General features: G+C 70.3%; 11 protein-coding genes. 4 read left to right on the forward strand and 7 right to left on the reverse strand.

Annotation, left to right across the window (positions count from 1 at the left end; genetic code table 11):
- Positions 1–558 precede the first annotated feature (558 nt).
- Positions 559–1,677 (reverse strand): amino acid ABC transporter substrate-binding protein, encoded by a 1,119-nt coding sequence (locus ACIBKY_RS16685; RefSeq protein WP_397097526.1) that lies wholly within the window; start codon positions 1,675–1,677, stop codon positions 559–561.
- A 203-nt stretch (positions 1,678–1,880) separates the two neighbouring features.
- Between ACIBKY_RS16685 and ACIBKY_RS16690 the strand changes: the two genes are divergently transcribed.
- The 4 genes from ACIBKY_RS16690 to ACIBKY_RS16705 all read left to right on the forward strand — a co-directional run bounded on the left by ACIBKY_RS16690 (position 1,881) and on the right by ACIBKY_RS16705 (position 7,652).
- Positions 1,881–2,912 carry a LacI family DNA-binding transcriptional regulator gene (locus ACIBKY_RS16690; RefSeq protein WP_397097527.1) on the forward strand — a complete coding sequence of 344 codons (1,032 nt, stop codon included), beginning with the start codon at positions 1,881–1,883 and terminating at the stop codon, positions 2,910–2,912.
- A 786-nt stretch (positions 2,913–3,698) separates the two neighbouring features.
- Positions 3,699–4,628: a calcium-binding protein gene (locus tag ACIBKY_RS16695; RefSeq protein ID WP_397097528.1), complete on the forward strand. Its 930-nt coding sequence runs from the start codon at positions 3,699–3,701 to the stop codon at positions 4,626–4,628.
- A 307-nt stretch (positions 4,629–4,935) separates the two neighbouring features.
- Positions 4,936–6,396 (forward strand): PQQ-dependent sugar dehydrogenase, encoded by a 1,461-nt coding sequence (locus tag ACIBKY_RS16700; protein WP_397097529.1) that lies wholly within the window; start codon positions 4,936–4,938, stop codon positions 6,394–6,396.
- 401 nt (positions 6,397–6,797) lie between these two features.
- Complete coding sequence (locus tag ACIBKY_RS16705) at positions 6,798–7,652, forward strand: hypothetical protein (protein WP_397097530.1); 855 nt, start codon at positions 6,798–6,800, stop codon at positions 7,650–7,652.
- Positions 7,653–7,714: 62 nt separating this feature from the next.
- On the opposite strand, the gene ACIBKY_RS16710 is transcribed toward ACIBKY_RS16705, so the two are convergent.
- From ACIBKY_RS16710 to ACIBKY_RS16735, 6 genes are all read right to left on the reverse strand, one after another.
- Complete coding sequence (locus ACIBKY_RS16710) at positions 7,715–8,137, reverse strand: hypothetical protein (RefSeq protein ID WP_397097531.1); 423 nt, start codon at positions 8,135–8,137, stop codon at positions 7,715–7,717.
- A gap of 177 nt (positions 8,138–8,314) precedes the next feature.
- The gene (locus tag ACIBKY_RS16715; protein ID WP_397097532.1) at positions 8,315–9,061 is read right to left on the reverse strand and encodes a leucine-rich repeat domain-containing protein; all 747 of its coding nucleotides are present in this window, start codon (positions 9,059–9,061) and stop codon (positions 8,315–8,317) included.
- Between the two features lie 387 nt (positions 9,062–9,448).
- Positions 9,449–11,800 (reverse strand): aerobic carbon-monoxide dehydrogenase large subunit, encoded by a 2,352-nt coding sequence (gene cutA, locus ACIBKY_RS16720; RefSeq protein WP_397097533.1) that lies wholly within the window; start codon positions 11,798–11,800, stop codon positions 9,449–9,451.
- On the reverse strand, positions 11,797–12,276 hold the full coding sequence (locus tag ACIBKY_RS16725; RefSeq protein WP_397097534.1) for a (2Fe-2S)-binding protein: 480 nt from the start codon (positions 12,274–12,276) through the stop codon (positions 11,797–11,799). Before ACIBKY_RS16725 ends, cutA begins: the two co-directional genes overlap by 4 nt.
- Positions 12,273–13,151, reverse strand: a complete 879-nt coding sequence (locus tag ACIBKY_RS16730; RefSeq protein ID WP_397097535.1) for an FAD binding domain-containing protein — start codon at positions 13,149–13,151, stop codon at positions 12,273–12,275. Before ACIBKY_RS16730 ends, ACIBKY_RS16725 begins: the two co-directional genes overlap by 4 nt.
- On the reverse strand, positions 13,148–14,503 hold the full coding sequence (locus tag ACIBKY_RS16735) for a uracil-xanthine permease family protein (protein WP_397097536.1): 1,356 nt from the start codon (positions 14,501–14,503) through the stop codon (positions 13,148–13,150). The genes ACIBKY_RS16730 and ACIBKY_RS16735 overlap by 4 nt, the downstream gene beginning before the upstream one ends.
- Positions 14,504–14,543: the final 40 nt, after the last annotated feature.

Consider the following 14,543-nt stretch of genomic DNA (forward strand, 5'->3'; position numbering starts at 1 on the left):
GCCCCTCCCGAACCCCGTCCGACCACCCCTCCCTACCAGCCTCCAATGGCCCGCCGGCCCACGACCCGCCAGCCCTCGGCGGCCGGCAAACCCACGGTCGGTCCGCCCTCCGGCCATCAACCCCTCGTCCACCACCCTCAAGTCCATCAACCCCCGGTCCATCAACCCCCGGTCCATCACCCTCAGGTCCATCAACCCCTGGCCGGCCCATCAGACCCCAGCGGCCCGTGGGACCCCGGGGGCCCGTCAACCTGCGGCTTGTCGGCCTTCCGACCATCAGCCCTGAGCCTGTCAGCTCCCGGCCCGTCAGCTCCCGGCCCGTCAACCCTGGGTCCGTCAACCCTGGGTCCGTCAGCCGCCGGCCCGTCAGCCCTGGGCCCGTCAGACCCCAGCCCGTCAGACCCTGATCCCCCACCCTCGGGCCCGTCAGACCCCAGCCCGTCAGACCCTGGTCGCTCACCCTCAAGTCCGTCACCCGAAGGTCTGTCGAACCCCCGTCCGACGCCCCCAGGTACAAAGGGCCCCCGGCCCTACCAGGTCGCATGGAGTTGTGGATGGTCACCACTCCTTCTTCGGGAACACGAGCTTGGCCGTCTGCGCCTTCGAGCCCTCCGGCAGCACGATCTCGACCTTGCCGTTCACGTACTGCTGGATCATGTGGGCCTGCTCGGGACGCCCCTGGTCGTCGAAGGACAGGGGGCCGACCACGGTGTCGAAGGTGGCCTGGCGGAGGTGGGCGGCGAGCTTGTCCTGGCACTCCTTGCCCGGCTCCACGCACTTGACCGCGTTGACCGCCGCCTCCACGACCTGCCCGACCGTGTAGCCGTTGGCCGCGTCCTCGTTGGCCTCGCCGCCGAACATGTCCTTGTAGCTCTTGACCAGCGCGTCGTTGCCGGTGAACCCCGACCCGGCCGACCAGCCGACCGGGGAGATGACGCTCTCGGCCGCGCCCTTCACCGCCGCCGGGAACTCGGGCAGCGTCGGCCCGGTGCTGAACGCGGCCAGCTTGGGCTGGACCTTGAGCTCCTGCAGCGCGCGGACGAGGCCGACGGAGTCCTCGAACTGGGTGCCGCCGACGACGATGTCCGGCTTGGCCTGGGCGATCTTGGCGGCGATGGGCGAGAAGTCGGTGGTCTCCGGCGGGTACACCTCGTCGGCCACCGTCTTGATCCCGGCGGCGGCCAGCTTGTCGCGCAGGCCGTACGCGGTGCCCTGGGCGAACGGATCGTCGAGGCTGGCGTAGGCGGCGGTCTTGGGCCGCTGGTCCGGGGGCAGCTTGATGAGGTAGTCGGCCAGGTAGTTGTAGTGGTCGTCGGCGATGGCGGGCGCCGCGTAGAACAACTTCTTGAAGCCCTGCTCGAAGACTTCCTTGGCGGCTCCGGCCGGCTCGACGAACAGCATGCCGTACGACTCGGCGACCTTGCCCGCGGGGATGACGAGGCGGGAGGAGAAGGGCCCGAAGACCAGGTTCACCTTGTCCTGGGTGATCAGGGACTCGTAGTCGGAGGTGACGCGGTTGGGGTCCGAGGCGTCGTCGCGGAAGATCAGCTCGACCTTCCTGCCGAGCAGCCCGCCCTTGGCGTTCACGTGCTCGGCCCAGATCTTGTAGCCCTCCTGGATGCCCTTGCCGGGCTCGGCGAAGTCGCCGGTCAGGGGAAGCGAGATGCCGATCTTCACCGGCCCCGTCGTGGGCGCCTGACCACTGGGCTGGTCCTCCGCCTTGGCACAAGCGGAAATACTCAAGCTCGATAATGCAAGAACCAACGTTGCCTTGCGCACATATGACATTTCCGGTCCTCCCGGCGTACGCAAGCGCTTTCGTAAGCGCTTTCGGTTACGATGGCACGTGTTTCAGCGGCGGACAAGGGGGTCGCGCGCCCATGGCCAATCGTCCGGCTCCGCCACGCCTCGTCGACGTCGCCAGAGCCGCGGGTGTCTCGCTGGCCACCGCGTCCCGGGCCATGACCGGCTCGGCGGGGGTGAGCGCCGTGGTCGCCGCGCACGTACAGGCCGTGGCCAACCGCATCGGGTACGTCCCGAACAGCCATGCCAGAGCCTTGGCCGGCGGGCCGTCCACGATCGTGGGCCTGATCGTCCACGACGTCGGCGACCCGTACTTCGGCGAGATCGCCCGCGGCGTCCTGCGTGAGACCGAGTCCCGCGGCTACATGGCCCTGATCAGCCAGACCGAACGCGACCCCGCCGCCGAACTCGCCCGCATCCGCGCCCTGCGCGCCCACCGGGTGAACTCGATCGTCCTGGCCGGATCGGGCTACGTGGACGCCAGCACAGAGACCGACATAGCCGCAGAAGTCCGCTCCTTCACCCATGCGGGCGGCCGCGTGGCCGTCATCGGCCGCCACCACCTCCCCGTGGACGCCGTACTCCCCGACAACCTCAGCGGCGGCGTCACCCTGATGCGCCACCTCCTCGACCTGGGTCACCGCCGCATAGGCGTCCTGTCCGGCCCTCCGAACCTCACCACCGTCGAGGACCGCCTGGCCGGCCTCCGCCTCGCGATAGGCGCCGCCCGCCTGCCGTGGCACACGGTGCCGGTAGTGCCCGGCGACTTCACGAGAGAGGGCGGCGCCACGGCGGCTGCGTCCCTCCTGAACGACCACCCCGACCTGACCGCCGTGATCGCCCTCAACGACCCCATGGCGGTAGGCGCCCTGTCCTGGCTGCTGGGCTCAGGCCGCAGGGTCCCGGACGACATCTCGGTGGCCGGATTCGACGACATCCCCGCCGCGGCCGACGTCTACCCCGCCCTCACCACCATCCGCCTCCCCATGATCAGCATGGGCCGCCAGGCCCTCGAACTCGTCCTCAAACCCTCCGTCTCCCGCCCCCGCCGCCGCCGTACCCCCCACGAACTGATCCCCCGAGCCAGCACCGCCCCACCCCGCCCCTAAGCACCACGAACCCCACCCGCCCGCACGCCAAGCACCACCTACACCACGCACCCCAACCCCCCGCACCCCCACCCGACACCACACACGCGCTACGCGCCACACCCACAGCCCGCGACCGGTGGTGCGGCGCCCACTGGCACATCCGGCATGGCGTGCGCGGTGGGGAGCGGGATGCTTGGGTGGCATGAGTGGTCCAAAGGGGCGGGAGTGGTCTGAGTGGCGAGAGTCGCGGGAGTGGCGAGAGTCGCGGGAGTGGCGAAAGTGGCGCGGCGGGGGGAGCGGCGGGGCGGGGTGGGGGAGCGGCGGGGTGAGTTTACGAAGGGGTGTGGCGGGAGTGGCGGGGATGGCGTGAGTGGCGGGGATGGCGTGAGTGGCGGCGCGGCGGGAGTGGCGGGAGTACGCCACGTGGACGGAACGCCCCACGTGCGCGGGGAACTCGGGTGAGGCGGGGAGGTTACGACGGGGGTTGTGGCGGGAGCGGTTCGTGGAGGGCGGAGTCGGGTGTTGAGGGTGAAGGATTGACAGGGGGATTTGGCGAGTTACGCTTCGGCCGGAGGCTAACGTAAGCGCTTTCGGAAGCGCTTACGAATAACAACCGTCGATCGCTCGACCGAGAGGATCCGGATGTCGGCCCTTCGCGTGCGCTTATGTGCCCTGGCCACCACTACTGTGCTCGGTGCGGCGATGCTCGCGCCGGGGTCCGCTGTCGCGAACGATTCGGCGGGCGTCGAGTCCGCCGGTCCCGGCCATGCTGCTTGTGATCCGGGCAGCGCTGTGGTTCGGAATGTGAATGGAGCCGGCAACTGGGCGCCGGTTACGCCGTCCAAGTGGCGGTTGCCCGGGGATCAGGTCATTCTCGCCGAGGCTGGGGTGGCGCGGCCGGGGCCGCGGCGGCCGTTCGAGTACGCGGTGCTCACGGCCGGGCCGGAGTTCGCGTCGGTGGAGATCGAGGCGACCGTACGGCTGGACACGCCGGTCAGCGTCAGCAACCGGGACGTGATCATCGTGTTCGGGTACCGGTCGGACACGCAGTTCTACTACGTGCATCTGTCCCAGGACAACACCATCTACCCGCACAACGGGATCTTCGTCGTCAACAACGCGGACCGCCTGCGGCTCGATCATCAGTGGAACGGGCAGGTGGGGGCGCCGCCTGCCGTCACCGACGCGCAGTGGCACCGGGTGCGGGTACGGCACTGCGTGACGAGCGGCGAGATCGCCGTGTACATGGACGGCTCGACCACACCCCTCATGACCGCCACGGACAGGACGTTCGGCACCGGCCGGGTCGGCTTCGGTTCGTTCGACAACATCGGCCGCATGCGGGATATGTCGCTCAAGGGCACACCGACCTGCGCCGGGGTGGCGTCCACCGTCGTGGGGACCGACGGGCGGGATCTGCTGTCCGGCACCCCGGGGGCCGACGTGGTCTCCGGGCTCGGCGGCGACGACCTGGTCTGGGGCCTCGGCGGGGACGACGTGGTCTGCGGCGGCGACGGCAGAGACGTGGTGCTCACCGGCTCGGGAGACGACCAGATCCATGGAGGTGCGGGCAGTGATGTCCTCTCCGCCGGCCGCGGCGACGATTCCCTGTACGGCGGGCCGGACCCCGACGCCCTGAACGGCGGCCCGGGCAACGACCACCTCTACGGCACCCGGGGCACCGACGTCCTCATCGGCGGCCCCGGCGACGACACCACCCACGCCGACTCCTGACCCGAACACCCTCCCCGCCGGTATGAGCGCGCAGGGCACCACAGGAATGCCCGGCGCAACGCCCAACAACAGCGGAGCCGGCCCCGGAGCACGCACCTGCCGGAAACACACGCGGGGCGGTGCCGCACCACAGAACACACGCGGGGCGGTGCCGCACCACAGAACACACGCGGGGCGGTGCCGCACCACAGGCAATCCCGTCGACCGAGCGTGGCACCGGCTGGCGACACCGCGGTGCCGTACCAGAAGGCGCTGTTCTTAAGCGCCCGAACCCGCAGAACCCACCCTCAACCCCTCTGGTGATGCCATGACCGTGAAACCCCTCCGAACCTTGGCCGCCGCGCTGCTCGTGATCGTCCTGGCGACGACCCCGGCGGTGGCGGAACCCGACGTGCCCATCGACGACCCGATCCCCGAGAAGCCGACCCCGTCGGCGCTGACCCTCACGCTGGAGGAGTTCGCGCAGTTCCCGAAGACGGAGCCGGTGCCGACCCCGACCGACCAGCGCCTGGTCAGGTGGGCGCGGATCAACTACTTGGGCCAGGTGCCCGACCGTTCCGGCCGGATGTTCGTCAACGATCTCAACGGCAAGCTGTACCTGCGCGACAAGGGCGCGTGGCAGGAGTACCTGGATGTCGGCGCCACGTTCGCCCCGGACTTCATCTCGGGCCGCGGTCTGGGGAGTGGGTTTGGGTTTGTGGCGTTCCATCCGGAGTTCGCGAGGAACGGGAAGTTCTACACCGTCCACACCGAGGCAGGCGCGGCGCTCACCACGAAGACGCCCGACCTGACCCCGCAGCCGAACTCGATCGTCCACGGCGTCATCGACGAATGGACGGCCACCAACCCCAAGGCCGGCACCTTCCAGGGCACCCGCCGCGAGATCCTGCGCCTCGGGTTCGGCAGCAACATCCACGGCATCCAGCAGATCGACTTCAACCCCACGGCCGGCCGCCACGACCCCGACTACGGCCTGCTGTACGTGGCCGCCGGCGACGGCGGACGCGGCGTGGCCACCACGAACCCACAGGATCTGGGCATACCGCAGGGCAAGATCCTGCGCATCGACCCCACCGGGACGAACAGCGCGAACGGCAAATACGGCATCCCGGCCGGCAATCCATTCGTCACCCGGCCGGGCGCGCTCGGCGAGATCTACGCGTACGGCATGCGCGACCCGCACCGCTTCTCCTGGGACCCGGCCGGCTCGAACCGCCTGTTCCTCGGCCACATCGGCGAGCACGAGATCGAGGCGATCTACGACGTGCGCGCGGGTGACAACTTTGGATGGAGCGTGCGCGAAGGGTCGTTCGTCTTCAAGAAGGAAGACCGCTGCAACCTGTACCCGTTGCCCGCGGACGACGCCCAATACGGCTATACCTACCCGGTGGCCGCATACGACCACGACCCGCCGCCCGGCCACTCCTGCACGGCCGACAGCGGGCACGCGGTGGTCGGCGGGATGGTCTACCGCGGCTGGCGGCTGCCGTTCCTGTACGGAAAGTACGTGTTCGGCGACATCGTGGACGGGCGGATCTGGTTCACCCACGCCTCAAAGATGCGCCGGGGCAACGACCGCGCGGTCATGTACGAGCCCAAACTCCGCGACGCCGCCACCGGCCGGCTGGTGACGATGAAGGATCTGGCCGGCAGCAACCGCGTCGACCTGCGCTTCGGCCGCGACGGCCGCGGCGAGCTGTACGTGCTGTCCAAGGCGAACGGCAAGATCTGGAAGATCACGGGCGCGCGCTGGGAGCTCCCATCATGAGATTTCGGCATCTGTCCGTCCTCGCGACCCTTCTCCTCACCGCCGCCCTGACCACCCCTCTGTCCGGTACGGCTACCGCCACAGCGTCGTCCGGCGGCGCAGCCACCGCGCGGCTCTCCGGCGCGGCGGGAAACCCGGCAGCACTCGGGGCGACTCCAGCAACCGACTCAGCCTTGGGGACAGACACACGGGAGACGACGGGCCCGCGGGAGACGACGGGCCCGCGGGAGACGACGGGCGCGCGGGAGACGACGGGCAACCCCGGGTCCGGAACGGCGAGGGCCGAGCCGGCACCAGCCAAGGATGACGTCGAAGCGGCCGCAACCGAGGTCGAAGCGGCCAGAACCGAGGTCGAGGCGGCGCGGGCAGAGGCTGCCGGGAACGGGTGGGGGTGGCCCACCGTGCTGCCCAGCCTGCGGCGCGACCTGGTGGCCCACTACGACTTCGAGCACCCCGACCCCGCCAACCCGGCCATGGAACAGGACCGGGGACGTTCAGGCACTGACATCACCCTGGTCAACGGCGGAGCCGGTATGCGGGTGCGGGACGGCGCGCATCGCGGCAGCCGTACCTCCATGCAGGTGCGGCAGGTCAGCCCCACAACGGCGAGCAGCGACGACTGGAAGGCGGGCGTCTACTCCCCCACCGGCGTGCCCACGCTGAACGCCTTCAACGCCGTCCGTGGCGCCACCATCATGGGCTGGTTCAAGATGACCGGCCAGAATCCCAGCCCGAACTCCAACTCCGCCAACCCCGACGACTTCTACGGGGCGATCGGCCTGGCCGGGGTGCTGAGCGGCAACTCGCAGGGGCACGACGTACGCGCGCTGCTGGAGCTGATCACGGTCAACGGCGAGATGCGGGTCGTGGCGCTCGGGCGGCGGGTGGACGGCAGCAGTTCACAGACATTCGCGGCCGACCGGCCATGGCAGGAGATTCTGCCGCCGGGCGAGTGGGTGTTCCTGGCGGCCACGTTCGACTACGACACCGCGACCATGCGCCTGTACAAGAACGGCCGCCCGCTCTCCGGCTTCTACACGCTGACCGGCGACCCGTGGACGATCGAAGGCCCGCCGGAACCCGACCTCGCCTCACCGACCGACCCGCGCGGCATCAAGATCGGAGGCAGCTACCCGCAGAACAACCGCGAAGGCAACCCCTGCGACTGCCGGATGGACAGCCTCATGTTCCTTGACCGGATCGCCACCCCGGGCCAGGTGCTGGCCCAGTACCTCCTGGTCGCCCGGCACTGGTGAGCCACCGCCGGGCCGGTGCCGCCACACCGGCCCGGCGGTCGTCCGTGGGGGCGGCAGGCCGGTCAGGGGGACGGCGTGGGCGTCTGGGTGCGGTGGTCCTTGAGATGGAGGTCGCCGCCGAGCCGCTTCCTGATGCGGTCGAGCACCTTGCGGGTGGACAGCGCGGTCCACAGGTGGCCGACCAGGTGGGGGTTGTACTCGGGCGCGGTGTCCATCCAGGCGTCCTTGCCCTCCTGGGTGGTGAACGTGGTGAGGAAGAACTCGCCGTCGCCCGTCTTGCAGTGGCCCTGCCGGAGTTCGGTGGCATCGATCTGGATCTTCGGCCGGCAGTCGACCTTGGCGGCGAGCTCCTCGACGGTGAGCGCCACGGGCTGCGGACTCTGGGCGGCGGCCACGTAACCGCCCCCGGACCCATCACCCGGCGAGCAGGCCGCGGCCAGCGCGACAGCGATCCCGCAGATGGTCAGCCGCGTAAATGTCGTCATGCGCGAAGATACGCACCCCCTGACCCGAGAGTTCACCCCAAGATCGCCCAGACCACGGAAACGCGAGGCCCCGGAAGCGCAGAGCACAACCCTCGAAGCACACGGCCCACGAGACGCGAGGAGGCCACACGGACACCCGAGCGCGGGCGCGAGGGACGCGAGTGCGGGCGCGAGGGGTCAGCGGAGCACTATGCAGCCGGATGCCTTGAGGCGGTCGAGTATCGGGGGGTCGCCTTCCAGTTTGTTCCAGCGCAGGTCCAGCTTCCGCAGCCCCGGCGGCAGCTCATCCGGCAAGGTGCGCAGCCGGTTGTTGCGCAGGTCGAGTTCGATCAGCCCGGACGGCAGGGCCGGCACCCGGGACAGCAGGTTGTCCCGCAGGTCGAGGTGGATCAGCCCCGGCGGCAGAGGGGGCAGTTCGCGCAGCCGGTTCCCGCGAAGGTGCAGTTCTCGCAGCCGGCCCAGGCGGGCGAGTGAGGCGGGCAGGGTTTCCAGCCGGTTGTTGTACAGGCGCAGCTCCACCAGCCCGGCCATGTCCCCGAGGGTGGCGGGCAGGGACTCCAGGCGGTTGTCGGTCAGGTTGAGGTACGCCAGGCGGTCCAGCCTGCCCAAGGCCGCCGGCACCTGGGTGAGGCCGTTGTCACTCAGGTACAGGTAGTCGGTCAGGGGGAGGTCGCCGATCGCGGCGGGCACAGAGGCGAGCTGGTTGTGACCGAGGTCGAGCATGCGCAGCGAGCGTAGTCCGCCGATCGCAGGGGAGATCTCGGTGAGCGCGTTCTCGGCCAGGTTGAGCGTCTCCAGGCCGGTCAGCTCCCACAGCTGATCGGGGACGGAGGTGAGCCGGTTCCCGCCGACCGCCAGGTGCCTGAGGCCGCCGGGCAGCCGTTCGGGGAGGGCGGTGATGGCGTTGCCGTACAGGAAAAGCACTTCAAGGTACGGCGGGCAGCAAGGCACCCGAGTCAGCAAATTTCCGTCAAGATGCAACTCCCGCAACCCGCTATATCCCGAAAAATCCGGAACATCCATCAACCGGTTGCCATCCAGCACCAACACCGAAACCCCGGAAGGATCCGGCACAGAAGTCAGCCCACGCCAGGCGAGATCAACACGCATGCCACCGGAGCCTAGCGCCCCCAGCGCCGGAGCCTGACAGCCTTGAACCAGGGCCTTGCGGCCTGAAACCGGACCCAGCGGCCTGAAACCAGGGGCCCGGTGGCCTGAAACCAGGGCCCTGCGGCCTGAGACCGGGCCCGGCGCCCTGGAACCGGGATCCAACGGCCCGAAGGCAGGACCCAACGGCCCGGGAGCAGGACCCTAGCGTGCACGCAGGTGGTAAAGGTCAGACGGCGAGATGGGCATCCGATCGATGTCGAACCCCTCAGCGTCCTCCACCGCCGAAGCGATCACCGCCGACACCGGAATCACCCCCGCCTCCCCCGCCCCCTTGATCCCCAAGGGGTTCAACGGCGAAGGCGTCTCCAGATGAGCGGTCTCGATCCGCGGAATCTCACTCGCGTAAGGCATCAGAAAGTCCATGAACGACGCGTTGAGCAGTTGCCCATCCGAGTCATAGGCCATCCGCTCATACAGCGCGCCCCCAATCCCCTGGGCCACTCCACCGTGCACCTGCCCTTCAACGATCATCGGATTGACCAGCCGCCCGCAGTCGTGCACCACCGCGTACCGCAGGATCCGGATCTCCGCGGTCTCGGGATCGGTCTCCACGATCGCCGCGTGCATCCCGGCCGCGAAGGTGGACCGGAGCGGCGAATAGAACCCCCGCCCCTCCAGCCCGGGCTCCTCCCCGTCGGCCACGGGCGGCCGGTCCGCGGGAGTGGCGGTGGCGAACTGCGTGGCCTTGGCGGTCTCGGCGTCGAAGGAGTAGCGCAGCGGGTTGGACAGCACCGCCACGGTGGACAGAGGGATCGACGCGGACGGCGAGCCGACCACGTGCACCAGCCCGTCGGCGATGTCGAGGTCGGCGGGATCGGCCTCCAGCGCCTCGGCCGCGATCCGCAGCGCCTTCTCCCGCACCTTCCCGCAGGCCAGAGCGATGGCGTTGCCGCTGACCACGGCGGCCCGGGAGGCGAAGGTGCCCACGGCGTACCCGAACCGGCGCGTGTCCCCCGTCACGACGGAGACCCGCGAGATCGGCACCCCCAGCTCGCTGGCCGCGATCTGCGCGAACACGGTCTCGTGCCCCTGCCCCTGTGAGGTCAGCCCGGTGGAGACGTGCACCCGCCCGTCCGAGGTGATCTGCACATGCCCGCCCTCGTACGGCCCCACCCCCGTCCCCTCGACGTAACAGGCCAGCCCGATCCCCCGATGCGGCCCGCGCTCGAAGGAGTCCCAGCCGATCAGCTCCTTGATCATGCGGAGCATCTCGGGGTAGTTACCGCTGTCGTAGACGAGCGGCCGCCCGTCCTGGAAGGTCATGCGCTGGTCGTAGGGGAACTCCTCGGGCCCGATGAAGTTGGCCGCGCGCACCTCGGTCCGGTCCGCCCCGAGGTGCTGGGCGATCTTGTCCATCGTCCGTTCCATGCAGAAGACGGCCTGCGGCCGCCCCGCGCCCCGGTACGGCGTGACCTGCACGGTATTGGTGTAGATGGAGCTGAACTCCACCCGGTAGGACCCGATCTTGTAAGGCCCGAGCAGCTGCGTGGACGTGACGATCGGCACGATGATCCCGTACGGCGTGTAGGCGCCGTGGTCGTGCAGGATCGTCACCTCCAGCCCCAGCACCCGCCCGGCGTCGTCGAACCCGACCCGCACGTACTGCACCTGCGCCCGCTCATGCGCGCTGGCGACGAAGTGCTCGCGCCGGTCCTCGGCCCACTTGACCTCGCGGCCCAGCGTCATGGCCGCCCACGGCACCAGGACCTCCTCCGGCCACGGGTGCACGATCTTGACGCCGAACCCGCCGCCCACGTCGGGCGCGATCACCTCGACGTGGGGCAGCGGCAGCCCGAGCTTCGCGGCGATCGCCATCCGGACGCTGGTGGAGGTCTGGGTGCTGGAGTAGACGCGCAGGTCGCGGCCGTCCCAGCGGGCGTACACGCCGCGGCCTTCCAGCGGCATGCTGGCGCTGCGCTCGATGTCCAGGCGGAACGCGAGCGTGTGCGGGGAGGTCTCGATGCATTCCCTGGCGCTCGCGCCGCCGGTCGAGGCGACCTCCTGGACGAGGTGGGCGCCCAGGTTGGCGGGCACGTCCTCGTGGACGAGCCGCGATCCCTGCGCCGCCTCCTCCAGGCCGACGACCGCCTTGAGCGGCTCGTAGTCGACCTCGATCAGCGCGCAGACGTCCTCGGCCAGGTAGCGGTCGGTGGCCACGACCATGACGACGGGCTCGCCGACGTGCCGGACCGTCTCCTTGGCCAGGGGGTGGGCGGTGCGGCCGTGGGTGAGGGCCGGGTGCGGAATGAGCAGGGGCAGCGGCTCGGCCACCCCGGGTGGCAGGTCCTCCCAGGTGTAGATGGCGACCAGGCCCTCGACGTCGAGGGCGGCGGTGACGTCGATGTCGCGGATGCGGGCGTGCGCGTGCGGCGAGCGGACGAACGCGGCGGCCAGCGCCTCGCGGCCCAGGTCGTCCAGGTAGCGTCCCTGGCCGGTCAGCAGGCGCTCGTCCTCCACCCGCCGGACCGGCTCGCCGAACAACCGCGTGCTCACGACTCCTCCGTCATCAGCTCCGCCGCCCTGTGCACGGCCTTGATGATGTTCTGATACCCGGTGCACCGGCACAGGTTGCCCGACACCCCTTCGAGCACTTCCTCCTCGGTCGGAGCCGGGTTCTCCCTGAGCAGCGCCGTCACCGTGCACAGGAACCCGGGCGTGCAGAACCCGCACTGCAGCCCGTGGCATTCCGCGAACGCCCGCTGCACCGCCGACATCCCGTCCGGCCCGGCCAGCCCCTCGACCGTCGTGATCTCCTGCCCGTCCACCGTGACCGCGAACGTCAGGCAGGACCGCACCGGCTCGCCGTCCAGCAGCACCGTGCAGCACCCGCACACGCCGTGCTCGCACCCGACGTGCGTCCCGGTCAGCCCGAGGTCGTGGCGCAGGCAGTCCGACAGCAGCCGCCGCGCCGGAACGCTCACCCGCCGCGCCACCCCGTTCACGACGAGCGTGATCTCGTGCCCGCTCAACCGCTCTCCCTCTCGCCGTCGTCACTGCCCGCGGCGCGGGCGGCCGCGCGCAGCGCCCGCTCGGCCAGGACCCCCAGCAGGTGCCGCCGGTACTCGGCCGTCGCGTGGATGTCCGCCTCCGGCTCAGCCCTTTCCCGTACGGCCCGCGCCGCGCAAGCCCAGTCGGTGCCGTGCCCGCGGTCCTGGGCCACGTCCACGACGAGCGGCACCGGGCCGACCCCGACGCACGCCACCCGTGCCACCGACACCCGCAGGTCCTCGTCCAGGACGACGAGCGCGCACACCCCGGCCAGCGCGTAGTCGCCGTGCCTGCGCGCCACCTCCACGAAGGCGGTCCCTGAGCGCTCGCCCAGGGCCGGGAAGAACGCGGACACGGCCAGTTCGCCGGGCCGGATCGCGGACTCCATCGGGCCGGTGAAGAACTCCCGCGCCGCCACCTCGCGCTCGGTGCCGCGGGCGGCCAGCCGTACCGAACCTCCCAGAAGCGCGAGGACGGCGGGCAGTTCCGCGGCCGGGTCGGCGTGCACGAGGCTGCCCACGACGGTGCCGCGGCTGCGGATGGCGGGGTGCGCGACCAGGCCGAGAGCCTGGCGCAGCAGCGGCTGGACCGCGGCGACCGGCCCGGAGCGGAAGATCTGCGCGTGCCTGGCCAGCGCGCCCACCCGAACCCCGCGCGCGGAGGTCTCGACGGCGGCCAGCGCGCCGACCCGGTTGATGTCGACGAGGTGCGCCGGAGCGGCCAGGCGCATGTTGAGCATGGGAATCAGGCTCTGGCCGCCGGCGAGCACCTTGCCCTCGGCCCCGGCCTCGGCCAGGGCGTCGAGGGCCGCCTCCACCTCGCGGGGCGCGTGGTACTCGAACGGGGCGGGCTTCACCCGGCCGTCTCCCTGATCTCGGCGGGCCGGCCGGCGATCCATCTCAGCAGGTGGTAACCGCCGACCACGACGATGGTGCCGAACGCGATGCCCTGCAGCCGGAACTCCTCGGTGATGATCTGCTCGACCGGGCCGATCGCCAGGATGATGCCGGCGCCGATGGGCACCATGTTCACGGGGTCGGCGAAGTCCACTCTGTTCTCCACCCAGATCTTGGCTCCGAGCAGGCCGATCATCCCATAGAGGATGACCGTGACCCCGCCCAGCACGCCGCCGGGCGTGGCGGCGACCAGCGCGCCGAACTTCGGGCACAGGCCGAACAGGATCGCGATGACGCCGGCGATGTAGTAGGCGGCGGTGGAGTAGACGCGGGTGGCGGCCATGACGCCGATGTTCTCGGCGTAGGTGGTGGTGGGCGAGCCGCCCACGGCGCTGGTCACGACGGTGCCGATGCCGTCGGCGGCGACGGCGCGGCCCACGTACGGGTCGACGTCGGTCTTGGTCATCTCACCGACGGCCTTGACGTGGCCGATGTTCTCCGCGATCAGCGCGATGACGGCGGGCAGGACGAGCAGGACCGCGCCGAACCTGATGTCGGGCCCGTGGAAGCTCGGCAGCCCGATCCAGTCGGCCTGGGCGACGGAGGAGAGGTTGACACGCGGGTGCGTGTCGATCTTGCCGGTGGCGGCGTTGAACGCGGTGATGTTCCCGAAGACCTTGTCGAAGCCCCACGACAGCAGGAATCCGGCGACCAGGCCGACCAGGATGCCGATCCGGCCGATGAACCCCTTGAACGCCACGATCACCACGAACGTGATCACCATCGTGATCAGGGCCATCCACTGGTCCTGCGGCCAGTAGACGTCGGCCACGACGAACGCCAGCCCGAACCCGATGAGCATCACGACCGCGCCGGTCACGACCGGCGGGAAGATCCGGTGGATGACCTGGACGCCGAGGAAGTGGATGGCCAGCCCCGCCAGGGCCAGCACGATCCCCGCCACCAGGATCGCGCCGGTGACGATGGCGTCGGCCGCCGGGGTGTCGCCGCCCATGAGCGCCCTGATGGCGATCACGCCGCCGACGAACGAGGCGCTGGTGCCCAGGTAGCTGGGCACCTTCCCCTTCACGATCAGCAGGAAGAGGATCGTGGCGACGCCGGACATCATGATGGCCACGTTCGGATCCAGGTCCATCACGAGCGGGAAGACGAAGGTCGCCCCGAACATCGCGATCACGTGCTGGGCGCCGAACCCGACCATTCTCGGCCAGGTCAGGCGCTCGTCGGGCCTGACGACCTCGCCGGGAGCCAGGTGTTTTCCGTCGCCGTGTTTGGTCCAACCCAAAACCATGAGAGCCCCTTTTCTACCGGGCCGTCGGTTCGGTGGCCGC

This window comes from Nonomuraea sp. NPDC050394 (genome assembly GCF_044459065.1).
GTDB lineage: Bacteria > Actinomycetota > Actinomycetes > Streptosporangiales > Streptosporangiaceae > Nonomuraea.